25 protein-coding genes are annotated in these 22,637 nt (G+C 29.6%); 6 read left to right on the top strand and 19 right to left on the bottom strand.

Going from position 1 to position 22,637, the window contains the following annotated elements; all coding sequences use genetic code 11:
• The first annotated feature begins 259 nt into the window (after nt 1–259).
• Nucleotides 260–1,231, top strand: coding sequence for an IS110 family transposase (locus tag ACKU4C_RS15160; RefSeq protein WP_321311867.1), 972 nt, complete (start codon nt 260–262; stop codon nt 1,229–1,231).
• A 161-nt stretch (nt 1,232–1,392) separates the two neighbouring features.
• Here the strand turns inward: ACKU4C_RS15160 and ACKU4C_RS15155 are convergent, their stop codons facing one another.
• From ACKU4C_RS15155 to purB, 4 genes are all read right to left on the bottom strand, one after another.
• Nucleotides 1,393–2,307, bottom strand: coding sequence for a hypothetical protein (locus tag ACKU4C_RS15155; protein ID WP_321313460.1), 915 nt, complete (start codon nt 2,305–2,307; stop codon nt 1,393–1,395).
• A 154-nt stretch (nt 2,308–2,461) separates the two neighbouring features.
• A complete protein-coding gene (locus ACKU4C_RS15150) occupies nt 2,462–3,481 on the bottom strand; it encodes a ribonucleotide-diphosphate reductase subunit beta (protein ID WP_321313458.1) in 1,020 nt (339 codons plus the stop codon).
• A gap of 65 nt (nt 3,482–3,546) precedes the next feature.
• Nucleotides 3,547–5,931 carry a ribonucleoside-diphosphate reductase subunit alpha gene (locus ACKU4C_RS15145; RefSeq protein ID WP_321313456.1) on the bottom strand — a complete coding sequence of 795 codons (2,385 nt, stop codon included), beginning with the start codon at nt 5,929–5,931 and terminating at the stop codon, nt 3,547–3,549.
• A 32-nt stretch (nt 5,932–5,963) separates the two neighbouring features.
• Nucleotides 5,964–7,292 (bottom strand): adenylosuccinate lyase, encoded by a 1,329-nt coding sequence (purB, locus tag ACKU4C_RS15140; protein ID WP_321313455.1) that lies wholly within the window; start codon nt 7,290–7,292, stop codon nt 5,964–5,966.
• A gap of 137 nt (nt 7,293–7,429) precedes the next feature.
• On the opposite strand from purB, the gene ACKU4C_RS15135 reads away from it, so the two are divergent.
• A complete protein-coding gene (locus ACKU4C_RS15135; protein WP_321313453.1) occupies nt 7,430–8,332 on the top strand; it encodes an RluA family pseudouridine synthase in 903 nt (300 codons plus the stop codon).
• 4 nt (nt 8,333–8,336) lie between these two features.
• Here ACKU4C_RS15135 and ACKU4C_RS15130 read toward each other — a convergent pair whose 3' ends face one another.
• Genes ACKU4C_RS15130 through nifB form a run of 8 tightly spaced genes read right to left on the bottom strand, consistent with a single transcriptional unit; the run spans nt 8,337 to nt 13,845 of the window.
• Complete coding sequence (locus ACKU4C_RS15130; protein WP_321313452.1) at nt 8,337–8,657, bottom strand: nitrogen fixation protein NifQ; 321 nt, start codon at nt 8,655–8,657, stop codon at nt 8,337–8,339.
• A gap of 14 nt (nt 8,658–8,671) precedes the next feature.
• A complete protein-coding gene (locus ACKU4C_RS15125) occupies nt 8,672–9,667 on the bottom strand; it encodes a leucine-rich repeat domain-containing protein (protein WP_321313451.1) in 996 nt (331 codons plus the stop codon).
• A 1-nt stretch (nt 9,668) separates the two neighbouring features.
• Nucleotides 9,669–9,911 carry a hypothetical protein gene (locus ACKU4C_RS15120; protein ID WP_321313450.1) on the bottom strand — a complete coding sequence of 81 codons (243 nt, stop codon included), beginning with the start codon at nt 9,909–9,911 and terminating at the stop codon, nt 9,669–9,671.
• Between the two features lie 9 nt (nt 9,912–9,920).
• A complete protein-coding gene (locus tag ACKU4C_RS15115) occupies nt 9,921–10,130 on the bottom strand; it encodes a CCE_0567 family metalloprotein (RefSeq protein WP_321313446.1) in 210 nt (69 codons plus the stop codon).
• 18 nt (nt 10,131–10,148) lie between these two features.
• The gene (locus ACKU4C_RS15110; protein WP_321313445.1) at nt 10,149–10,955 is read right to left on the bottom strand and encodes a hypothetical protein; all 807 of its coding nucleotides are present in this window, start codon (nt 10,953–10,955) and stop codon (nt 10,149–10,151) included.
• A complete protein-coding gene (nifV, locus tag ACKU4C_RS15105) occupies nt 10,937–12,052 on the bottom strand; it encodes a homocitrate synthase (RefSeq protein ID WP_321313443.1) in 1,116 nt (371 codons plus the stop codon). The genes ACKU4C_RS15110 and nifV overlap by 19 nt, the downstream gene beginning before the upstream one ends.
• Nucleotides 12,053–12,101: 49 nt before the next feature.
• A complete protein-coding gene (locus ACKU4C_RS15100; protein ID WP_321313442.1) occupies nt 12,102–12,383 on the bottom strand; it encodes a hypothetical protein in 282 nt (93 codons plus the stop codon).
• A 16-nt stretch (nt 12,384–12,399) separates the two neighbouring features.
• Nucleotides 12,400–13,845 carry a nitrogenase cofactor biosynthesis protein NifB gene (gene nifB, locus ACKU4C_RS15095; protein WP_321313440.1) on the bottom strand — a complete coding sequence of 482 codons (1,446 nt, stop codon included), beginning with the start codon at nt 13,843–13,845 and terminating at the stop codon, nt 12,400–12,402.
• 128 nt (nt 13,846–13,973) lie between these two features.
• Here nifB and ACKU4C_RS15090 point away from each other — a divergent pair, with 128 nt between their 5' ends.
• Nucleotides 13,974–14,159, top strand: coding sequence for a hypothetical protein (locus ACKU4C_RS15090; protein ID WP_321313438.1), 186 nt, complete (start codon nt 13,974–13,976; stop codon nt 14,157–14,159).
• On the opposite strand, the gene ACKU4C_RS15085 is transcribed toward ACKU4C_RS15090, so the two are convergent.
• From ACKU4C_RS15085 to ACKU4C_RS15060, 6 genes are all read right to left on the bottom strand, one after another.
• Nucleotides 14,156–14,428, bottom strand: coding sequence for a hypothetical protein (locus ACKU4C_RS15085; protein ID WP_321313436.1), 273 nt, complete (start codon nt 14,426–14,428; stop codon nt 14,156–14,158). The two genes, ACKU4C_RS15090 and ACKU4C_RS15085, sit on opposite strands and share 4 nt — an antisense overlap.
• A gap of 293 nt (nt 14,429–14,721) precedes the next feature.
• A complete protein-coding gene (locus tag ACKU4C_RS15080; RefSeq protein ID WP_321313434.1) occupies nt 14,722–15,966 on the bottom strand; it encodes an FprA family A-type flavoprotein in 1,245 nt (414 codons plus the stop codon).
• A gap of 1 nt (nt 15,967) precedes the next feature.
• Nucleotides 15,968–16,327, bottom strand: a complete 360-nt coding sequence (locus ACKU4C_RS15075; RefSeq protein ID WP_321313433.1) for a NifB/NifX family molybdenum-iron cluster-binding protein — start codon at nt 16,325–16,327, stop codon at nt 15,968–15,970.
• Nucleotides 16,324–17,295, bottom strand: a complete 972-nt coding sequence (locus ACKU4C_RS15070; protein WP_321313432.1) for a NifU family protein — start codon at nt 17,293–17,295, stop codon at nt 16,324–16,326. The genes ACKU4C_RS15075 and ACKU4C_RS15070 overlap by 4 nt, the downstream gene beginning before the upstream one ends.
• Nucleotides 17,296–17,298: 3 nt before the next feature.
• Nucleotides 17,299–17,679 carry a 4Fe-4S dicluster domain-containing protein gene (locus ACKU4C_RS15065; RefSeq protein WP_321313429.1) on the bottom strand — a complete coding sequence of 127 codons (381 nt, stop codon included), beginning with the start codon at nt 17,677–17,679 and terminating at the stop codon, nt 17,299–17,301.
• Between the two features lie 9 nt (nt 17,680–17,688).
• On the bottom strand, nt 17,689–18,075 hold the full coding sequence (locus ACKU4C_RS15060) for a NifB/NifX family molybdenum-iron cluster-binding protein (RefSeq protein ID WP_321313427.1): 387 nt from the start codon (nt 18,073–18,075) through the stop codon (nt 17,689–17,691).
• Nucleotides 18,076–18,148: 73 nt separating this feature from the next.
• Between ACKU4C_RS15060 and ACKU4C_RS15055 the strand changes: the two genes are divergently transcribed.
• The 3 genes from ACKU4C_RS15055 to ACKU4C_RS15045 all read left to right on the top strand — a co-directional run bounded on the left by ACKU4C_RS15055 (nt 18,149) and on the right by ACKU4C_RS15045 (nt 22,224).
• Nucleotides 18,149–19,531, top strand: a complete 1,383-nt coding sequence (locus ACKU4C_RS15055) for a nitrogenase component 1 (RefSeq protein ID WP_321313425.1) — start codon at nt 18,149–18,151, stop codon at nt 19,529–19,531.
• A 104-nt stretch (nt 19,532–19,635) separates the two neighbouring features.
• A complete protein-coding gene (locus tag ACKU4C_RS15050; protein ID WP_321313423.1) occupies nt 19,636–21,132 on the top strand; it encodes a hypothetical protein in 1,497 nt (498 codons plus the stop codon).
• Between the two features lie 66 nt (nt 21,133–21,198).
• Nucleotides 21,199–22,224, top strand: a complete 1,026-nt coding sequence (locus ACKU4C_RS15045) for an AI-2E family transporter (protein ID WP_321313421.1) — start codon at nt 21,199–21,201, stop codon at nt 22,222–22,224.
• A 7-nt stretch (nt 22,225–22,231) separates the two neighbouring features.
• Here the strand turns inward: ACKU4C_RS15045 and ACKU4C_RS15040 are convergent, their stop codons facing one another.
• On the bottom strand, nt 22,232–22,498 hold the full coding sequence (locus tag ACKU4C_RS15040) for a hypothetical protein (protein ID WP_321313419.1): 267 nt from the start codon (nt 22,496–22,498) through the stop codon (nt 22,232–22,234).
• Nucleotides 22,499–22,637: the final 139 nt, after the last annotated feature.

Here is a 22,637-nt window from a genome sequence, read left to right as displayed (position 1 = left end):
ATACATTTAAGGGAATATAGTTAATATATTTCCAAAGAGTTTGAAAGATAATATATCGTTGCGGAACTAAAGCAATTATAAAAAATAATTTATAATTAGCTTGATGGCGAGTTTGATAGTTATACTTTAAATTTGAGTGGCAACAAGAACAGTTTTATAACTAGTTCGTATTTTATAAGTCTAAAGTTTGTATAACAATTATCAGGTAGGAGAAATCCTACCCTAACGAACTCTTTATCCTAAAATAAAGGTTCTAGAAATGTATTCTATCGGATTAGATGTAAGTAAGTCAACAATTAATGTTTATATTCCAATAAATGATTTAGATTTAATTATTGATAATAGTTTAAATGGAATAAAAAGTTTGTACTCTAAACTAAAAAAGCTTTATAAAAAAGAGATAGATAAATTAGTATTTGTTTATGAACCAACAGCTAATTATTCATTTCTTTTAAAACAGTTTTGTTCAAACAAAAATATAAAAAGTTTTATAGTAAATCCTAAAAAAAGTGCTAGCTTTGCAAAAGTAATGGGATATAGAAATAAAAATGATATAAAAGATGCACAGCTTTTATCTAAAATGATTGTTACAGCTAAAGATAAAGATATTAAAATACCTATTGTAGATACCATAGAAGAAGAATTAAAAGAGCTTATTTCTGGATATAAATTAATTATTAAACAACAAGTTATAACTAAAAACCATATAGCTGCTTTAAAAGCAAAAAAAGATAAAAGCTATTTGATAAAAGAGTTTGAATTACAATATCAATTTTTAAAAAAACAAGAACAAAAAATTATCAAAAAAATAAAATCAATCATAAAAAAAGATGAGAAACTTCAACAATCATTTAATAATTTGCAAACAATTGATGGTATAGGAGAAATATCTTCAATTGTATTACTTATACATTTTATTCAATATAAAAATGCTAATCAAAAACAGATAGTATCTTTAGCAGGATTAGATCCAATAGAAAAAAGTTCAGGTATATCAGTTAATGGAAAAACAAAAATATCAAAAGCAGGTTCAAAAATATGTAGAGGTACTTTGTTTATGCCAGCAATGACATCAATAAGAAATAACGAAAGATTAAAAAAGTTTTATGATAGACTAAAAGAAAATGGAAAACATACTACAGTTATACAAGTAGCAATTATGAGAAAACTATTAGTTATTGCTCATGCCGTATATAAAAATAATGTACCATATGATTCAGAAAAAATTTAATTTTATTATAAATTTTATATGGAATTTTTATATTCTTTTAAGGTGGCAACTCAATAAAAACGTGACATTTAGTCACCTTTTTCTCTCAGACAGTCCTCGGTCTTTTTCGGAAATAATTAGAAAACTTCCGGCTTCAACAAAGTCTGGGAATTGCTGTGATTTTAGCTTTTAAAATTAATTCGTTCCCCATTCTTATCTAGAATATAAGCAATATCTTCAATTGAACCAATATTAATCTCAATATCTTTTGGTATCTTTTTCTCAATTTCTGAGTAATTACTTTCCGATAAGTATAATGAATCACATAATATAGGATTTTTGAAATTTGTCCAAAGATATCTATATTCTTTTTGTATAAAGTATTTTATATTCTTAGTAAACATTAATCCATGAGTATCCATCTTATTACTGTATGAAACTCTCTTAGGTATACATAAATAGTCTTTTAATTCTTTAGATACTCGTCTATAGAATTCATCAGTATTACTAATTACTAGACATGCATCACTTCCTTTGAACTCATTGTACAATCTTGTATCATAAGAGTAAGAGAAACATAGAATATATTGATTTAAATTAGAATCAATTTCTGTTATAGTTAAATCTGCAATATTATGCCATCCAGTTTCTGTTATTCCTTCTACTTTTGTATTTCCTATAAAGTTTTCATGTATATGTTCATTATCCAACCTTGCCTGATTATGTTCTTCCTTTAAGTAATAGATTGATGGTCTTAATAAAAAAGTGCCTTTTAACAATGAGTATTGAAGATACTTTAATTTTGAGAATCTATATAATTTAACTTCTGATTGTAAATTAGGTAAAGGTTTATTTGAAGATATAGAAGGAGAAAAAAAGAGTAATTTACGATAGCCTTCTTTAGGATAGTATTTATTTAATGCTACATTATTTATATTTTTATATAAATCCCATCCACCACATTTTTGTTCTTTCTTAAATGTAAACCCTTTAGGATAAAACTCATTATCAACTTGTAAATTAACTCTAGTTGCAAAAGTATCTTCTACTGTGAATTCAAATAAATCAAAAAAATTACTTTGATAGATTTCTTCCAAAATATTTCTCCTAAAAGAGATTTTATAATGTTTATTTTTATTAAGGTCAAGGCGGTGATTGAATTTTATGGAGGAGCTTACTAGAAGTAAGTGAGTCCATAAAATTTAAGCGCCAACGCAGAGATTGGCAAAAAGAGACTTTAGAAAATCTCTTTTAGAAGTCGTCGAAGTCGATTGAACCTTTACTATAGTTTACAACATTTCCTTCGAAGAAGTTAGTTCTTTGGTCATTAAAACTTGCATAACCATCAACCCAAGGAATAGGGTGTTTTACATTGTATTCTGGTGCGTATCCTACTGCTTCAAATCTTCTGTCTGCTAGGTATTCAATATATTGTCTAATAATCTTATCTGTAAACCCTAAGATTTGTCCTTGTGTGATATATGCTCCCCATGAAGCTTCTAAATCAACTGCTTTTCTGAACATTTCTCTTACTTTAACTTCAAGTTCAGCAGTAAATAGATCTGGTCTCTCTTTTCTAGTACTATTAATCATGTTTTGGAAAAGTAATAGGTGTGTCACTTCATCTCTTTGGATGAATCTAATCATTTGTGATGAACCTAACATTTTTCCCGATTTTCCAAGTGCATAGATAGCTGCAAAACCTGCATAGAAGTATAAACCTTCTAGGATTTGGTTAGCAAACATTGCAAGAACGATTTTTTCATCTGTAATATCTCCTGCTAAGTTTGCATAAACTGCAGCGATATAATCATTTTTCTCTTTTAATTTATCATCATTTTTCCACATATCGTAGATTTCATCTGTATTATCAGAAATAGATTCAACCATTACTGCATAAGATTTTGAGTGATTAGCCTCTTCATAGGATTGTCTTGAAAGACAAGCATTAATCTCTGGTACTGTAATATATGGATTTATATTATCCATTAAGTTATTTGTTTGTAAAGAATCCATAAAAATTAGTTGGGAAAGTACTAAATCATACATTCTTTTTTCAGGTTTTGTAAGATATTTATAATCCTTGGCATCACCTGTCATTTGAACTTCTCTAGGAAACCAAGTATTTCCTTCCATCATATCCCAAAGATTTAAAGCCCATTGGTATTTCATTCTAGTAAAGTTAATCATACCATCTGGGTTTCCACCAAAAATTCTTCTATCAGTTAGAGTCTCTCTTGACTCTGGATTATATATCGTTTTTCTTGACATCGGTTAAACCTCTTAATTTGTTAATATATCGTACGTTTTATAAAAGATGAGAGAAGAAGGTTATCTTATTGACAACCTGTACACTCCATACTTCTATCTTCTACATCATTTGCAGCTTCAGGAGACTGACTTCTTAAATAATATGTAGATTTTAATCCTAGCTTCCAAGCTAGAGTATAAATTTCATGTAAATATCTACCACTTGCTTTATCTAAAGACATAAAGATATTTGTACTTTGACCTTGATCTATCCACTTTTGTCTAACAGCAGCAGCTCTTACAATATCTAATTGATCAACTTCATAAGCAGGAGTATAATAAGTCCATGTTTCAGGAGAAAGATTAGGAACAACTACAGGGATAAGTCCTGATAAGTTTTCTTCATACCATTTTCTTTTGTACACAGGCTCAATTGCTTGGGTAGTTCCAACTAAAATAGAGATAGATGATGTTGGAGCAATAGCCATTAAGTAACCATTTCTCATTCCATCTTTTTTAACTTTTTCTCTAAGTGCATCCCAATCATATCCACCATCAAATAAATCTTTTTCTACAAGTGCATTAACTGCTTGTGGTGTATGATCATGAGGCATAATACCTTTTGACCAATTTGAACCTTCAAATGTTGGGTAAACACCTTTTTCAATAGCTAAATCTGATGAAGATTTAATTGCATTATAAGAGATTGTTTCCATAACTGAATCAATCTTTTTAAGGTGGTCATTACTTCCCCAAGTAAGTTTAGATTCTGCAACCATTTGAGACTCACCCATAACTCCAAGACCAATAGATCTTGATTTTAAGTTAGTCGCTTTTACTTTTCTTAATGGATAGAAGTTAAGATCAATAACATTATCAAGCATTCTAATCGCAGTTGGAACAACTCTTTCGATATCCTCTTTAGTGTTTACTCTACCAAGATTGATTGAAGCTAAGTTACAAACAGCAGTATCCCCATCATATTTCTCTTTTTCTACAATAAATACTCTTTTACCATTTACAGAATCAAGTGCAGTTACTTTATTTGCTTTTTTCTTTTGCCCAGCATCAACTTCAATAATTTCTGTTTCATCATATGTTTCAATAGTCCCATCTTCATATTCTAACTTAATTTTATAGTAGTTAGGGTTTGTATTTTGGAAAATCTCTGTACAAAGGTTAGAACTTCTAATATGCCCAACATGAGAGTTAGGATTTGCTCTATTTGCATTGTCTTTGAAGCAAAGGAAAGGTGAACCAGATTCAAAATATGAAGTTAAGATTTTTTTCCATAAATCTTTAGCTTTCATTCTCTCTTTTGTAGTATTTTCATCATGTTCATACTCTTCATATCTTTTTTTGAACTCTTCCCCGTGAAGTTCAGATAAATCTTTTACTTCATAAGGGTCAAATAAAGTCCAATAACCATCTTCTAAAACTCTTTCCATAAATAGATCCGGAATCCAAAGTGCTGGGAATAAATCGTGTGTTCTTCTTCTTTCTTCACCTGAGTTTTTCTTTAATACAATAAAATCTTCAACATCCATATGCCAAGGCTCAATATATGTAGCAATTGCACCTTTTCTTGTACCTAACTGGTCAACAGCAATTGCAATATCATTTGTAATTTTTAAGAAGGGGATAACTCCACCAGCAGCACTTTTATGGTCATCAATAACACCACCTAAAGCTCTGATTTGGTTCCAGTCCCAACCAATTCCACCACCATACTTAGATAAAAGAGCCATCTCTTTATATCCATCAAAGATACCTTCAATGTTATCTGGACTTGAACCAATATAACAAGATGATAGTTGGTGTCTATTTGTTCTAGCATTTGATAAAGTTGGAGTTGCTAACATAACTTCAAATTTAGAAACTACATCATAAAACTCTTTTGCTCTTTCTTGTTTATTATCCTCATCTTGCGCTAGGAACATTGCAATAGCCATAAACATTTGTTGTGGAAGCTCCATTGGCTCCCCGTGTCTATTTTTGATTAAATATCTATCATAAAGTGTTTTTACACCTAAATAGTTAAATAATAAATCTCTACTTGGGTCAATATGATTATTTAAATCATCTAAATCATAACCTTCACCTAAACTAGGGATTAATCTTCCTGCTTCTTTTCCATATCTTAGATAATCTTTTAAATGGCAATAAGGCTCACCTTTAATTCCATGAGTTGCTTTTCCAACTCTATGATAAAGGTCAAATAAAAATAATCTAGCTGCAACAAAAGTCCAATTTGGAACATCTATATCAATTTTTTCAACCGCTGTTTTAATTAATGCATCCTGAATATCAGAGGAACTCATTCCATCAATAAATTTAATTTGAGCATCAAGTTCAAGCTCACTTTGAGATACTCCAACTAAACCTTCAGTTGCTTCAATAGTCATTTTCTGAATTTTTGTAATATCTAAAACTTCTTTTCTTCCGTTTCTTTTCTCAATCATTAGTGCCATATTATTGCCTTATAATCTAAATTCGTTTGTTTTTATTTAAATACTCTTTTAAAAATAGCATCCACATTTTTTGTGTAGTAATCGTAGTTAAAACACTCCCTAATTTGTTCTTCACTTAATTTAGCTCTTAAATCTTCATCTGCTAATAAGTGTCCTAAATATAAAGACTCTCCATTTTCGTTTGTAGTAGGTTTACCTTGTTGTATCTCTTCCCAAACTTTCATAGCATTTCTTTGAACAATTTTATAAGCATCTTCTCTGCTTACTCCTGCCTTTGGTAATTCTAATAAAACTCTCTGAGAGAAAACTAAACCACCAGTTAAGTTTAAATTTTTCATCATATTTTCAGGCATAACTGTTAAATTTGCAATTACGCTATTCATTCTGTGTAACATAAAGTCTGTTGTAATAAATGCATCTGGTAACCAAAATCTCTCATTTGAAGAGTGAGAAATATCTCTTTCATGCCATAATGCAACATTTTCCATAGCTGGTGCAGCATAAGCTCTAATAGTTCTTGCAAGTCCAGTAATATTTTCTGTTAAAATTGGGTTTCTTTTATGAGGCATAGCAGATGAACCTTTTTGCCCTTTTGCAAAATATTCCTCAGCTTCATAAACTTCTGTTCTTTGTAAATGTCTTACTTGAACAGCAAATTTTTCAACCGATGAAGCTAGTAGTGCTAAAGCAGTTGCAAGTCTTGCATATCTGTCTCTATGGATAACTTGGTTTGAACAAGGCTCAGGTTTAAGTCCTAATTCTGCCATTGCATACTCTTCAAGTTCAAGAGGTGCATGAGCAAAGTTACCCATAGCTCCAGAGATTTGACCTACAGAGATAACTTCCATAGTCTCTTCAAGATTTTTAAGATGACGTGCTACCTCATCATACCATACAGCAAGAGTAAGTCCAAAAGTGATAGGCTCACCATGGATACCATGACTTCTTCCTACCATAAGTGTAAACTTATGTTCTAGTGCTCTTTTTTTAATTGATTCCATTAACATCTTAACATCTTCAATCACGATTTTTAAAGAGTCTCTCATCTGAAGTGCAACACCTGTATCAACAGCGTCTGAAGATGTCATTCCATAATGAAACCATCTTGACTCTTCACCAAGTGATTCAGAAACACTTGTATTAAATGCGATTAAGTCATGTTTTGTAACAGCTTCAATCTCTTCTATTCTTTCTACTGAGAAAGTAGCATTTTCTACTATCTTTCTACAATCTTCATCAGGGATAAGTCCAAGTTTATTCCAAGCTTTTACAGCTGCTTTTTCAACTTCAAGCCATGCTGCATATCTTGCTTCTTGTGTCCACTTTGAGCTCATCTCTTCTCTGGCATATCTTTCAACCATCTAGTAATCCCTTGTTATCAATATTTAAGTAGTTTTTATCTAAGTTTTTCTAATTTTTAAGTATGATATCCTATCAAAATTAGCCAAAGATTTTGTTTAATCTTTGTTTACTTTTTACTTAAATTTTAGGAATTAATTTGCCATTTGTTTTAAAAAAATTTTCTGTTAAAAAAGGTAAAAAAATACAAATAGCCTTGATGCAAGAAGTAGCATTAAAGCCCCGTAATGCCAGTCGTTTACTAGCAAAATCAAGAGTCCTTGATATGAAAAAAGAACCATATTTATTATCAGAAGAGATTAAAGATGATTTTATCTATATAGCACTGTTTGAGGGGCATTCTAGGGGTCTAAAACCTTTAGTTGTTTTTGAAGATTTTGCTATCTTTGATAAACCCTCAAACTTAATGATTCATCCAATTTCAAAAAAAACTTCATATTCACTTCTTGATGAGATAAGATTTCATTTTGGAGATAAAGCAAATCAAGCCCATAGGATTGATGCAGAGACTTCAGGGTTAGTATTAGTAGGGCTGACAGAGAAAGTAACAAATGCACTAGCTACTATGTTTGAGAAAAAAGAGTATAAGAAGTCTTATCTAGCAATTGTAGAGGGAAAAGTTGAAAAAGAACTAACTATTGATAAAAACTTAAAAAAAGAGGGGAAAACTATAGGTGTTAGGATGGCAACTTGTGAACAAGATGAAGGTAAAAGTTCAATAACCCATCTAAAACCTCTAAAATACAATGAAACTAAAAATATATCTTTAGTAGAGCTTGTACCAATAACAGGCAGACAACACCAAATAAGAGTACATCTTTACTCAATTGGTCATAGGATAGTTGGCGACCCTATTTATGGAATCGATGATAACACGGCAGAGGCTTATTTAAATAAAACCTTAGATTCCAAAGAACGAATAAATAATACAGGTTCTTATAGGTTATGGTTACAAGCTAACTATTTAGAGTTTGAATATAAAGGTGTTATATACAAAATATATTCAAAAAACAATGACATCTATAAAGAGTTTAGTAATTAAACTCTTATGATGCTAATGAACACTGGAAACAGTTAGTTATATCTTTACATGTTGCACATGCAGGTGCAGTTTTACCAATACAATCATAAATAAACTTTTTCCATCTAATCTCTTTTGGTTTAATAGATGCTAAAGATGTAAAGTTGTTAGACATAAGTCTTCCCATCTCTTTTCTACTAATCAAACCTAAGTCTGAATAAAGATGTCCCATTCTAAGTGAAGTTTTTGCTATCCATGGTGCTAAAGTGTTTTTAGCATAATCATCATTTGCATTTGTTTGAAGAAGTTCTAATACTTCTATCTCCATAGTCTCGTTATTACTCATTTTCTTCTCCTTTCTCAATCTACATCACAAAATTCTAGATTAAGTCCTTCTGGTTTTTTTAAATCCTTATTATTGTCAATATAAAGATTTCTTAAAGACTTTAAATTGCTAATTGACTGAGGTAAAATTTCAATCTCATTATCTTCTACATCTAACTCTTCAAGATTTTGAAGAGCACCTAAATTTTCAGGTAAATCAACTAAAGAGTTTGAACTAACACTTAAATTAGTTAACTTCTTAAGACTACAAATCTCTTCAGGAAGTGTACTCAAAGAGTTATTATCTAAAATAAAGATTTTCAAATCCTCTAATTTACTTACATTAAAATCTAAAGAATTAAGTGAGTTATCACTTAAATCAAGTTTTATTAACATATCATGGGACTCTAAAGAGGGAAGATTTTTAAGATGATTCCCTTCTAAAAGAAGTGTTTCTAACTCTTCAATCTTAGATATAGAGCTTGGAAGATAAGTTAATTTATTAAAAGAAAGGTCTAAATAATAAAGAGATTGCATATTTGAAAATGAATCTGGCAACTCTTCAAGCTCATTTGTGTCCAATGACAAATATAAAAGTTTAGTTAATTTTCCCAAACCTTCTGACAATACCTTAATTTTATTTGCCGCAAGAGTAAGTCTAGTTAAAGAGCCTAATTTGTATATCTCTTCAGGCAAATACTCTAAACGATTACCATTTAGATTTAAAATCATCAATTTTGATAGCTTGCTAATTGAAGGAGGTATCTCTTCAATTAGATTATTTTCACATTGAAGATTTTTAAGCTTTCCTAATTTTCCAATTGATTCAGGAAGTTTTTTTAATCTATTATTTGACAGTTTTAAAACTGTTAAATTTTTTAAAACCCCAAAAGATTCAGGTAATTCTCTAATCTTCTTTTTTGATAAATCAAGATGTGTCATCATATTAATATCATCTATATGAGTTGAAATAGTAGCAGCTAAGCCATTAGACCTAACCCATCTAATAAAATCATCAATATCAGTTCTCATCTTAACCCTTTAATCTATCAGTCATAGCATCTATTAAAAAAGATATCTCTTCATAATCAACAAAACCAAAATCAACCATATTATACAAAGCCATCAAAGGCTTCCTACAACAAGTTTTACTACAACCTGTTACAAGCTTCTTAGCTTTCTTATATGGAAGATCTGTTCCTTTAAAAATCTCAATGGCTTCTTCAATAGATTTTTCACCACATTCACAGATTCTTTTATTTTTTAAATCTTCCATTTGAAACTTCTATTTTAAATAAGGATGCTGTTCTTTAAAATCAGTTACATCTTTCATAGCAACAGCAATTTTTTCACTAAGTTCAGGTAGTTTATCATAATCTGTCCAGATAGTATCTTCTACTATATCATGGACAACACCTGCAAGCTCCACAACTTTTCTTTTATACTTTGCTAACTCTTTTTTCTTCTCTTTTTGTTCTTCAGTTAATCCAGCCATAATTCCTCCTTTTTTAGATTAAATTGCATATAAATTTTCAAGTTTTAAATCTGGTTTCTCACCTAAATACATAAGTGAAAATGTTAAATCTTTTTTAAATTTATAACTTTCGTAAAGGTCTGTAATCTCTTTTACATCTTTTGGAGCATATCCAAAGATTTTTTTTAAACCTCTATAATATAAAACTCCTCTAAGAAGTTTTTCTGCATCCAAATAAGATTCACTTTGCATAAGCCAAGGTGAAATTCTTATATGTCTTTTATTTACTACATAAGAGTGTAAAAATCCTGTTTGTGTAGAGAGTTTTAATGAATTGGAAAAAGTACAATCTTTCTTAATATACTCCTCTCTGTCATCCATAAAAACTTCTCTATCAATTCTCTTTGCAACATTTTCATAATCTTCTCCACTAACTTGTTTAGCTATAGAGTTTGAGAAATTAAATGGCACAGCCTCTCCACTATGAAGAAATCTTACAAATAAAGAATGTTCTTGAAAATTAAAAGCTTCTACATAGTGTTTTTGCTTATTTTCAATCAAAACAAAAATGTTCATACTACTTGTATTTTGAATAAGAAGTTTTAATAATCTTGTTAAAACCTCTTCATGCTCTTTTACAGCTTTTATAACATTGATAAAGATATGTTTATGAAACTCATAAGCACTTATAACACCTACAATTTTTCCATCTTCATAAGCTGCAAAACAGTACTGAGGATAAGCTTCATAGGTTTGTTTTAAAAGTTCAAACTCAAAAAGTTTATCACTCTCTAATAAGCCTTCGATCTCCTCTTCGAAATCGTTTCTTAAATAACCGACGAACATAGGTATAACTCTTTTAATTCTTGAGCATCTAGTACTCTTTTTCTATTAGTTACAATCTCCCTTACAAGAGGTAAGATTATTTCTAAAACTTCTTTTTTAGGTTCAATTCCCACAGTTCTTAAGTGATAAAGTAGTGTAGAGGTACCAGAATGTTTCCCTATAGGAAAACATCTCTCCAATCCAACTTCTTTTGGTGTAAATGGTTCATATGAAGATTTTGATTTCATCATCCCATTTACATGAATACCTGATTCGTGTGAGAAAATATACTCACCAATAATAGGCAAGTTAGTATCTACTCTTCTATTTGATGCACTGCTTACTGTTCTAACTAATGCTTTTAAGCTTTCAGAGTTGATTAATACATCTTTGTTAAATAGTCTTGCAAGACTCATTAATACTTGTTCAAAAGAGGCATTTCCTGCTCTTTCACCAAGACCAATAACAGTAGTATTACAACTATAAGCTCCAGCTTCAAACCCTGCAATGGCATTAGCAGTTGCCATCCCAAAGTCATTATGAGTATGCATCTCTATATCTAAAAGATTTGAAGATGACAACTGCTTTATATTTTCATAGGTTTTGTGTGGTGTTAAAATCCCAACAGTATCACAATATCTAAATCTGTCTGCACCTAAACTCTTACCTAAACTCATAAGCTCCTTTAAAAAACTTATATCAGCCCGACTTGAATCTTCTCCCCCGATACAAACAAACAGCCCCTCTTTTTTTGCTTCTAATACAACAGATTCTAGTTGTCTTAGAAGTCTTTCTTTGTCACCTTTAAATTTAACATCTATTAAAATATCAGATACAGGGATTGATAAATCAACTGCCTTTAATCCACATTTTAATGATGCTTCTAAATCATTTAAAGTTGCTCTATTCCAACTCATTATTCTTATAGGTAAATTTAGACCTAAAATCTCTTTTAAATCATCTTGTTCTTTTTGACCCATTGCTGGGATTCCAACTTCAAGTTCATCTGCACCAGCTGCATGAAGCTTTTGTGCGATATCTAGTTTTTCTTGAGTATTAAATGCTACGTATGGAGCTTGCTCTCCATCTCTTAAAGTTGTATCGTTTATAAGTAACATCAATTTACCTTTTGTTGAATTAAAGATAAATATGCAAAAACTATTCCATTTATTTTAAATTTAATTTTTCAGCTGAATGAATCTTACTTAAATCCTCTTCATCTAAGTGTTCATATGAGTATATAAAGCAGCAAGGTTTATCTTTTATTGTTTTTTCTATTTCCCAAAACTCATCTATGTTTCTAACAAAATATATTCTATCTGCTCTTAAAGATTTTAGAGGGAAACCAATTGCACCATGACAAGTAGTAACAGCATAAAGTTCCAATAATTCATTATTTATAGAAATAGGACCATTACCTTTTAGTAAGATTATTTTTGAATTTTTCATAATAAAGAATTAGGTTTTACCCTAATTCTTGTTCAGATTCTTTTTTTACAAAGAAATATTTTTTTGCTGCTTCAAATACTGATTTTTCTATTGGTTGAAGTGCATAAGAATCATCACTTATTAAGTTGATTGATTGTAACTCCCCTTGTGGACAATCTCCAATTTTTTCTGTAAGAAGTAAATCTATATCTTTTAGTGTATCTTTAATCTCTTCAATTGGATAAGACCCATCACAATCTTCAGGTCCTTTACAATATGCATTTTCAACTTTTCTATGCATTACAAATTTGATAGCTTTATCACCAACTTCATATATTAAAAACTCAGTTGCACTACCAAAGTGTAAGTTAATAGTTCCTTCTCCAGCACTTGTAACAGCTACAAGTTTTGTTTCACCAGTTGAACTTAACTCCTCTTTAGTAGCTTGTTCAATTTTAATTCTTTCGTTTGCTTTTTCTAAGGCTGCTCGCCAGTTTTCAATAACTTCATGTTTTTGTTTTCTAGCTTCAATATTGTATTGGTCTTCTAACTCTTCCCAACTCATATCTTGAAATACATCAGGAGTAAACTCTTCACCTCTGTCTTCCCCAATTAGACCAACTGCATCTGCTCTACACTGTCTACAATGGCTCATAAGTTTCATGTCCATCCCACATGCTTCTTGTGCTTCCATAACCTCTTGGTCAGTTGCACTTCTTTGTCCATTTAATCCATAATATGTTCCATACTCTTCTTTTGAAAGTAAAGGCATAATATTGTGTAAAAATACACCAAGTTCTTTTAGTTTTTTAGCAACATTTGGTAACTCTTTGTCGTTTACCCCAGGGATAAGTACAGAGTTAGCTTTTACTAAAATTCCATTTTCAACCAACATCTTAATACCTTTTAGTTGTTGTTCTAAAAGAATTTTTGCACCTTCGGCTCCAAACACTTTTTTATGGTTCCAATGAACCCAAGGATAGATTTTTGCACCAATTTCACCAGTTTCATCAACAGAATTAATTGTTACTGTAACATGATCAACATTGTATTTAATCATCTCATCAACATAATCAGGAAGTCTTAATCCATTTGTTGATAAACAAAGTTTTTGATCTGGCGCTTTTTCATGTAACATTCTAAAAGTGTCAAATGTTTTTTTAGGGTTTGCTAAAGCATCTCCAGGTCCTGCAATACCTACAACTGAAAGTTGTTGAATATCACCACCTACATATAATACCTTTTTAACAGCATCTTCTGGACTTAATTTATTTGAGGTAACTCCTGGTCTAGATTCATTTGAACAGTCAAATTTTCTATTACAGTAATTACATTGTATATTACAAGCAGGGGCAACAGCCACGTGAATTCTCGCGTAATGTTGGTGTGCACCTTCACTATAACATGGATGATTATTGATTTTATCCATCACCTCTTGTTCTAAACTATCTTGCGTACTACTTGATGTACAAGAACAACTCATAGTATCTCCTTTTTTACAAGCCATGCTTTTTTATTTGCTTTAACTTATGCACATAGTGTTCCTTTGAAAAAAGATTAAAAAGATAGGAATAGAAAATGCATATAAAAGTTAAATGAAAAGGATTACTAATGACTATTCAAGAGCAGATTAAAGAACAATTATTAAAAGAGGTTTTATCAAATATAGATAATATTTACGATTTTATGGACACAAGATATAACTTAGATAAACACTGTAATGATGCTATCATTAAGAAACTAAATGAATTAAAAGATGTAGTATATAAAGTATCAGGGCTTAGTGATTTAAATTAACTTATTCCACAAGCACTATTACACTCTTTTTCAATAGTTGATTTACAAGTGGATACTTCAAAATAATCGTTTTTATCAATAGTATTTGTTACATTTTTATATATTATCAAATAAAAAGGGGTTTTTATATATTGAATAATTGTATGTTTTTCAATATCATCACTAGAAATATGTAAAAGTATATGATTCTCTTTTACATTCAGCTTATAGGTGTATCTATCTTCTTCTTTACCTAAAAATTTTTTGTCCATAACTTTTATTTTTCTCAAGACACGTCTCCTTCGAATGAACAATGGCTACTTAATTAAGTCATTACATCTCGAATTATAAATAAAACATATAATACCAAATAATCATTTAAATTATGTATTGTTTTGTAGTATAGAAACATATTTTGTAAAAATTAAGATTTTATTTAGAAAAAAACTATAGATTTTTTTTTAGTTTTTATAAGGTTTTAATAAGATAAAATTTAAAAATAAAGAGCCAATTGGTGATGAGTATAATAATTTTTAGTTTTAGTCAAAGATACTGCAATTTTATACCCATCACGAATTAGCTCTTAATTCATGGTCATCTCAATCATTTTTCCATTTATTACTTCAGCGAATTCAACTCCAAAATTATAACAATCTTTTAGTTCTTCTTTTGTAGGTATTAATTTTATTTTCATAGACTCTAACGGTGGAACTCTAAAATTAAGTGATTTTAATCTATGAGTAATCATATCAACAGCTTCACCACTCCAACCATAACTTCCAAATGCACCACCAACTTTTCCTCTTTTTTCTAAAAGCATCATACAAGACAACAAATCCCACACAGGTTTTGGGGCATCAGCATTAATTGTAGGAGTTCCTATTAAGATACCGTCACTCTCTTCTAAAATATTAATCATATTTGATTCTTCAATGGAAGCTAAATCATACACATTTGTAATAATACCATCAACGCTTTCTGCACCTTCATATATAGCTTCAGCCATATCTTGAGTATTTTTATAGCTAGTTAGATAAAAAATTGAAAGTGTTTTCTTTCCATTGGAAATAACTTTATAGTCATCTTGGCTCCATTTTCTATAGTAATCTATATATTTTTTTGGATTATCTCTTAAAATTGGTCCATGTAAAGTTGCTATAATATCTATTTCAAATCTGTCATAGAGTTTGATTGCATTTAAAGCGTAAGATTTAAAAGGTCTCATAATATGATCATAATAATATTTAAATGCATAAAAGAAATCACCTACTAAATCATCAAAAAGTCTTTTATCATAATAATGACTTCCAAATACATCTCCTGAAAACAATAACTTGTCCTCTTCAACATATGAACTCATAGTTTCAGGCCAGTGTAAATATGGAGTTGTTAAAAACCGAATTGTTTTATCTCCTAATTTTATACTTTTATTTGTCCAAACTGTTTCAAAATCTATATTATCTTTATGGGTTATTGCTTTTAACATAGCAGTTGCTTGAGGTGAAATTAATACTTTAGCTTGTGGAGCTTTTTCTATTAATTCAGGAATTGCACCAGCATGGTCTGGTTCTAAATGGTGTGAAATAACATATTTAATCTCATCATAAGAGCATAATTTTTCTACTTTTTCAAAGAAATCTTTTTTAAACTCTTCTTTTACAGTATCTATAATAACGACACCTTCATCCGTTTTAATTAAATATGCATTATATGATGAACCATTTGCTGTTTTCATTATAATGTCAAAAGTTCTAATATCGGGGTCAAAAGCCCCTATAAAATATATATTTGGTGCTATCTCTATTGGTTCGTTTTGTGTATTTCTCATCTTATTGTACTATTAACCTTCTCATCCAGATTGGAGGATTCTCTTGCATTTGAATTAATTTATTTAGAACATCCTCAATCTTTTCATTCTCTTTTGATGCTTGCATAGGGAACACTTTTGCAGACTTTACCATCATTGAAGCTTTGGGACCTATTTGTTGCACATATAAAATATCACTATCTTCAATACATTCAATTTTGTAAGTTAATTTATCTATCTCATCATCAATTTCAATTGATGAATCAACAGATTTTATAAAAGTGTAAGAGTCACCTTTTATTTCATAAATATAAAACTCTTTACACCAGCCAAAGTGTTCATTTACATAGATATTATCTTTAGAAGCAAATGCAATTTTCATAGTATAAAAATCCTAACTCTTGAATCAATCACTTTTTGCATAGTATCAGCAATCATACTATATGTACCTGTTGAAGCGATAGAACATCCAACACAAGCACCTTGATATGCAAGTCTTAATTCTAACTCTGGTTCATTTAGAAAATCAACTAAAATAATATTTCCACCATCTTTTAATAAAATTGGTCTAATAAACCTATCTAAAGCATCATTGATAACTTCTAGTTGTTTCTCTTTTGTTTGAGCTCTAAAATCTGTATTTAATTCAACCTCTTCAGGTAAATCTTTATCTATACCTGTTAATTGAATAGATGCCATTGCATGTCCATTTGAAGCAGCTTTTAGCATACAGTCAAATCCCTCTTTTACACCCTCAACATTTTGTCTATCTTGTAATAGAATCAATGCTAATCTAAACGCAGCTTGGGTATGATTTTTCTTAACTGCACGTCTAAAATACTCTTTTGCTTTTTCTAAATCCTCTTCAACACCTATTTTTGTTTGATACATAAGTGCCAAATTGAAATTTGCTGAATCATTATCGTATTTACTAGCTTCATCAAACCACTCTTTTGCTTTTGTGTAATCTTTTTCTACACCTTCACCCTTTAGGTACATTAAACCTAAATTTGCCATAGCTTGATCGTTTTTTACTTTTGCTTCTTCTTCCCAAATTTTAAAAGCTGTTTCAAAATCTTTTTGTTTATATGCAGCTAATGCTTCTCTATGTTTCATAAATTCCATTCCTTCACCTGGATTTGGAAGTTCTCTTCCAGCTTCTAATTCTCTAATTATATGTTTTATCAAATACTCATGAGCAAGCTCTATGGCCTCCTCATAATCTTCACTTGCAGCTTTTATATCAAAATCTAGAAAATGTACAAGATAAGCATCACCTAATTCATTTTCACCACTATAACACTCAAAAGGGTATTCTAGTGAAGAGTAATACTCTAAATCCTTTTTCATATTCTAAAATTCCAAAGCCTTATGTTCAACTCTATCTTCTATTGCAATTGATTCTCTAAAAGGTCTTGGTTGATTTGCAGGAGAAAATACACCTTTTTTCTTATGTACTCTAATCTTGTAAAACCCTTGAGAATCCCTTTGCATATAGTAATCATCATACTCTTGTGTATATGGCATATCCCATGCAATTGCACCTGGCGTTGGACATACATCAAAACACTTTGGAACTGAACAATCCACACACTCAATACATTTTTCAGGTTTTACATAAGTAAACTCTGCATCTTCTAAAGGTGAATCATCCGCACTAACTATTGCAGTTGCCGGACACTCTTCTACACAAGTATCGCAATTAATACATTCATCAGTTATTATTACAGCCATTTTTAATTCCTATTTATTTTCACACTCACATGAACAACTAGTTGTACCAGAATCTAATAAAGACTCACAGTTATCTTTAGTTACCAATTTAGATGTATTATCTAAAATACTTCTATATATATCTTCAATACTTAGATACATTTTTGTTGCAGAAAATACTTTTATTCCATTTTCATAAAGGTTTTTAAAAACTCCTTCTCCCATATGATAAAAGATTGTACTTGTTGCTCCAGCATCTTTTACAAACTTTGCTGTATCAAGACCATTTCCACAACCTGAATTCTCTTCAACAGTAAAAGTACCAGTTTTTGAATCTAATAATGCAAAATATGGTGCATTTCCATATAAATCCGATATTGTAGTATCGTTATCTTTGTTTAATGGTATAGCGATCATCTCTTCTCCTCGCTTATGTTTATTATAAATTAATAGATGCAAAAAGTGTTCCATAAAGATAAAGGAACAAATCTTGCATAAAACTATTAAAATTAAAAGAAAAGAGTCTAAGATGGTAAATAAGAAACTAATTAGAGATCTATTAAATGAGAGTGCATGTTCTCATAATAAAACAAAAAAAGCATCATGTGATAAACCAAAACCAGGGGCTACATCTGGAGGATGTGCATTTGAGGGTTCTCAAATTGCACTATTCCCTTATGCAGATGCAATTCATTTAGTACACTCACCTGCAACATGTATAGGGGCATCTTGGGAAACAAGAGCAACTCTAACTTCACACAACGGAGAAAACAATACAGTTACAGGTTATACAACTGATGTAAATACAAATGATGTAATATTTGGTGGAAACCAAAAACTTGAAGATTCAATCAATTATATTGTTGAACATAAAAAACCTAAAGCAATCTTTGTTTATGAAACTTGCGTAACTGCAATGATTGGTGATGATATGGATAATGTTTGTGCAAGAATGGAAGAGAAACATGGAATTCCAATTGTAGTTATTCACTCACCAGGGTTTGTTGGAGGTAAAAACCTTGGTTCAAGATTAGGGGCTGAATCAGTTCTTCATCAACTAATAGGAACAAGAGAACCAAAAGAGGTTCACAAATATGGAATAAATCTTATTGGGGAATACAATGTTACAGGAGATATGTGGCAATATACTCCTATTTTAGAAAAAATAGGTATAAAAGTTGTTTCTACATTAGCAGGTGATGGAAGAATTGAAAATATCCAAATGGCACATACAGCTAAACTAAATGTAATTGTTTGTGCTAAATCATTAATCACACTTTGCAGAAAAATGCAAGAAAAATATGAAATCCCATATATCTCTATCTCATTTTATGGGAAAAGAGACACAAGTAATGCAATTAGAAGTATTGTAAATGCCTTTGGAGATAAAGAACTTCTAGAAAAAGCTGAACAAGTAATTGCCCAAGAGGAAGCAAAACTAGAAGAGGCTTTGGCCCCATATAGAAAGATTCTTGAGGGTAAAAAAGCTATTTTAAATACTGGTGGAAACAAATCTTGGTCGATAGCCAGCGCGCTTCAAGATATTGGACTTGAAGTTGTAGCAACAAGTGTTAGAAAAGCAACTTTAGAAGATAAAGAGATAGCAGCGAAATATGTCGATATTTTGATGACCAATCCAGGAACAGAACAAGCAAAACTTATTGATGAACATAATGTAGATATTTTGCTAGCAGGTGGAAGAAGTCTATATACAGCAATTAAGAAAAAAGTTGCCTTTGTAGATGTAAATCAAGAAAAAAAAGTAAGTTATGGAGCATATGGAGGGCTAGTGAATCTAGCAAAAGATGTTTGTTATGCTGTAAATAATAGAGTATTTAAAGTAGTAGGAACTCCTGAACCTTGGATAGAATAGAGTAAATGATATAACATATCATAAATAACTATATTTATAATTTTTAATCTAATTTTAAGAAAGCTATAGCTATTATTAGAAAATTATACTTATATGGATATACAATGACTATTTCATCTACTACTAATTTTTTTAATGGTTTCTACTCAAATATACAAAAAAAAGATTCTACAGCTACTATTAGTGACTCTTTTAATCTTCGTAAAGAGATTGATGTAGAAATTACTGCTTTTACAAAAAAGATTGAAGGTGATTATTCTACATATACTGCAAAAGATCTAAGTCAACTCTCTTATAGTGAAATAAAAGCAAATTATGACGAGATAAAAGAGGTGCTTGAAGCTCGTATGGAAGAAGCAAAAGATATTATGAACTCTGAATCTTTTGAAAATTATCAAAAAAGACTTGTTCTTAGTGATAGTTCTAGAAGACAAAGTAATAGTATTAAAGAGATGGAAGTATATTTTGAGGAATTCAACTCTTACTTTTTAAACGAAGATAAAATTACTGATGAAATGCTTGATAAAAGGTATGGTGAAGTAACAAGACAAAATACAGAAGTAGAAGACTTACTTAATTTTAATGACAAATTCAAAATTGTTAATTTCTTTGATAATGATGAAATAAATGAAACTATTTTCACTAATTATGAAGATAATATCCAAGTCTATTATGAAGAACCTAAGGTATCTAATATGAACGGTGCAAATGGATACCATGCAGGAAGTGGCGCTAGTATACAAGGGACTGACTTAAAACAAATTCTTCAATCAATAGAGGATGCAAAAGAGTCTATAGAAGCACATGGTGTCCTACGAAGTACAGGTGATAATAGTCAATTTATTAAAGGCTATTTAATAAATGGAGAAGAGATATCTATTGCAGGGAAAATATTTAGTATTTATGATGTAAATAAAGCTAATGAGGTAGAAAAAAGTGATGAGATAAAAGAAAATGAACAATCACAGACAACAAAAGAAGCAGAATCAAATACTAATGTAGAAAATACTATACCCGATTATAGTTCATACACTACAGCACAATTAAGAAAAATTTCTTTTGAAGAAGCGAAAGAAAATTATGATGAATTAGTAAAAATCTTAGAAAAGGGATTAAAAAATATTAGTAATCTTAATAAAGATGATCAAGATAATCTTCTTGCTTTTAAAAGTCAACTTGAAAAAGTAAACTATACAGACAATGAGGAATTAAATAAAACCATGTATGATAAATTACAAGATATTGAAGATTCAAAAGTTGCTGTTTGGAGTAATTTAGTAATTGATGAAAATATTGAAAATCTACAAAATGGTGAGATATCTTCTTTTGTACTAAATGGAATTGCTTTTTTTCAAGAGGATATTACAAAAATAAATTCTGGAAATGAAGATAATGAAAAAGAAAAAATAGAAAAAGCTCAAAAAAACACTGCTCAAACAGGTAAAGATCATATAAATCTTGATTATATAATAAATACAGTTTCAAAAGCAGTTTTAACAAATCAAAATGCTCAAGATAAGCCGTATTCTAAAGAATATATTGAAGCCTATTCAAATTTTATTTCTAAATACAATGAAATAAAAAATACTCTATTTATGTAATAATTTATTTTTTATCCTTTTATGTTAATTTATTTTTTAAAAGATATAATTTAAAAAAGGAACATTATGGATGGAATGAAAATCAGAAATTATTTTTTTTATTTAGCTAGTTTTGTAATTATTATTGCTGGGTTAAAAGCTGCAAGTGAGATTGTAATCATCCTATTCTTAGCAATCTTTATCTCATCTATAATATCTACAATCATACTATTTTTAGAGAATAAAAACATTCCAAAGTTTTTTTCATACCTTGTTGTTCTTGGTATCTTTTCATTAATAACCTTACTCTTATCATATATTATAAATATCTCTTTAAAAGATTTTTTGATAAACCTTCCCCAATATGAAAAACAGTTACAACAACTTGTTGTAGATACTATTGCTTTAGGGGAAACATATGGAATAGAAGTGGATAAAAAATCTATTTTAGATACTCTAAATTTTAGTTCCTTTTTTGGTATAACAACTAACTTAATAGGAAGTATAGGAACTTTTCTTTCTAAGTTTTTATTGATAATTATAGGAATCGCTTTTATTCTAGCCGAATCAAAATCTTTTGAGAAGAAACTAAAAATTATATTTGAAAAAGATAAAGATAGACTTGAACATTTTAATCTTTTCTCCCACAATATTAAAAACTATTTTTTAGTAAAAACAACAACAAGTTTTTTAACAGGTTTTCTAATAGCTTTGATACTTATATTCTTTGATATAAACTATCCTATTCTTTGGGGTGCAATTGCTATGTTATTTAACTTTATACCTGTAGTTGGTTCAATTATAGCAGCAATACCAGCTGTATTGCTTTCACTAGTAAGTGCCGATATAAATACAACTATTATCATTATAATTCTATATGTAGGTATAAATATCTCAATTAGTAATATAATAGAGCCAAAATTTATGGGAAAAGAGTTAGGACTATCTCCACTTATTATATTTTTCTCATTAATTTTATGGGGATGGGTACTTGGAATTGTGGGAATGTTCTTAGCTGTACCTATTACTATGACTTTAAAAATTGCATTTGATTCAAATAAATCAACAAAATGGTTATCTATACTAATGTCAGATATAGGTGGAAAAAAATAAGTTAATTTTAACTATTTAATAAAGCTTTCATAATATTTGCACTATTTTGAATAGAAGTAGTTCTTTGTCTTTCTAATTGAATTGCATCATTATTTAAATCTTCATTTAAATTTTCTTGTTCCTTAGATATTTCATTTATCTCTTCAACTTTAAATTGATTACTAAATAAAGCAGTAGATAAAAAATCATTAGTAGTAGTTTCGACATTTTGACTGTTTTGAGAATTAGAAATCCCATCAATAGTTTGTAGAGTATTACTATTTATTAAATTCATCTATTAACCTCTTTACATATACTTAAAATTTTACATTTCATAAACTTGATTTTTTATTAAAAGCAAATAAAATAATTAAAAATAATACTTTTATAAAATATAAATAAAACATTTTTCAATTACTAGATTAGATTTGAAT

The organism is Halarcobacter sp. (assembly GCF_963676935.1).
GTDB lineage: Bacteria > Campylobacterota > Campylobacteria > Campylobacterales > Arcobacteraceae > Halarcobacter.
Note: the sequence above shows the minus strand (reverse complement) of the source record. Positions and strands in the feature narration are given on the sequence as shown.

Excerpts from the sequence above, each read along its gene's own strand:
- nifB (WP_321313440.1), bottom strand. The coding sequence starts at position 13,845 with ATGAGTTGTTCTTGTACATCAAGTAGTACGCAAGATAGTTTAGAACAA.
- ACKU4C_RS15120 (WP_321313450.1), bottom strand. The coding sequence starts at position 9,911 with ATGGAAGATTTAAAAAATAAAAGAATCTGTGAATGTGGTGAAAAATCT.
- ACKU4C_RS15045 (WP_321313421.1), top strand. The coding sequence starts at position 21,199 with ATGGATGGAATGAAAATCAGAAATTATTTTTTTTATTTAGCTAGTTTT.
- ACKU4C_RS15065 (WP_321313429.1), bottom strand. The coding sequence starts at position 17,679 with ATGGCTGTAATAATAACTGATGAATGTATTAATTGCGATACTTGTGTA.
- nifV (WP_321313443.1), bottom strand. The coding sequence starts at position 12,052 with ATGTTACTTATAAACGATACAACTTTAAGAGATGGAGAGCAAGCTCCA.
- ACKU4C_RS15060 (WP_321313427.1), bottom strand. The coding sequence starts at position 18,075 with ATGATCGCTATACCATTAAACAAAGATAACGATACTACAATATCGGAT.
- ACKU4C_RS15115 (WP_321313446.1), bottom strand. The coding sequence starts at position 10,130 with ATGGCTGGATTAACTGAAGAACAAAAAGAGAAGAAAAAAGAGTTAGCA.
- ACKU4C_RS15040 (WP_321313419.1), bottom strand. The coding sequence starts at position 22,498 with ATGAATTTAATAAATAGTAATACTCTACAAACTATTGATGGGATTTCT.
- ACKU4C_RS15110 (WP_321313445.1), bottom strand. The coding sequence starts at position 10,955 with ATGTTCGTCGGTTATTTAAGAAACGATTTCGAAGAGGAGATCGAAGGC.
- ACKU4C_RS15080 (WP_321313434.1), bottom strand. The coding sequence starts at position 15,966 with ATGAGAAATACACAAAACGAACCAATAGAGATAGCACCAAATATATAT.
- ACKU4C_RS15160 (WP_321311867.1), top strand. The coding sequence starts at position 260 with ATGTATTCTATCGGATTAGATGTAAGTAAGTCAACAATTAATGTTTAT.
- ACKU4C_RS15130 (WP_321313452.1), bottom strand. The coding sequence starts at position 8,657 with ATGAGTAATAACGAGACTATGGAGATAGAAGTATTAGAACTTCTTCAA.
- ACKU4C_RS15150 (WP_321313458.1), bottom strand. The coding sequence starts at position 3,481 with ATGTCAAGAAAAACGATATATAATCCAGAGTCAAGAGAGACTCTAACT.
- ACKU4C_RS15100 (WP_321313442.1), bottom strand. The coding sequence starts at position 12,383 with ATGAAAAATTCAAAAATAATCTTACTAAAAGGTAATGGTCCTATTTCT.
- ACKU4C_RS15125 (WP_321313451.1), bottom strand. The coding sequence starts at position 9,667 with ATGAGAACTGATATTGATGATTTTATTAGATGGGTTAGGTCTAATGGC.
- ACKU4C_RS15090 (WP_321313438.1), top strand. The coding sequence starts at position 13,974 with ATGACTATTCAAGAGCAGATTAAAGAACAATTATTAAAAGAGGTTTTA.
- ACKU4C_RS15070 (WP_321313432.1), bottom strand. The coding sequence starts at position 17,295 with ATGAAAAAGGATTTAGAGTATTACTCTTCACTAGAATACCCTTTTGAG.
- ACKU4C_RS15145 (WP_321313456.1), bottom strand. The coding sequence starts at position 5,931 with ATGGCACTAATGATTGAGAAAAGAAACGGAAGAAAAGAAGTTTTAGAT.
- purB (WP_321313455.1), bottom strand. The coding sequence starts at position 7,292 with ATGGTTGAAAGATATGCCAGAGAAGAGATGAGCTCAAAGTGGACACAA.
- ACKU4C_RS15050 (WP_321313423.1), top strand. The coding sequence starts at position 19,636 with ATGACTATTTCATCTACTACTAATTTTTTTAATGGTTTCTACTCAAAT.
- ACKU4C_RS15075 (WP_321313433.1), bottom strand. The coding sequence starts at position 16,327 with ATGAAAATTGCATTTGCTTCTAAAGATAATATCTATGTAAATGAACAC.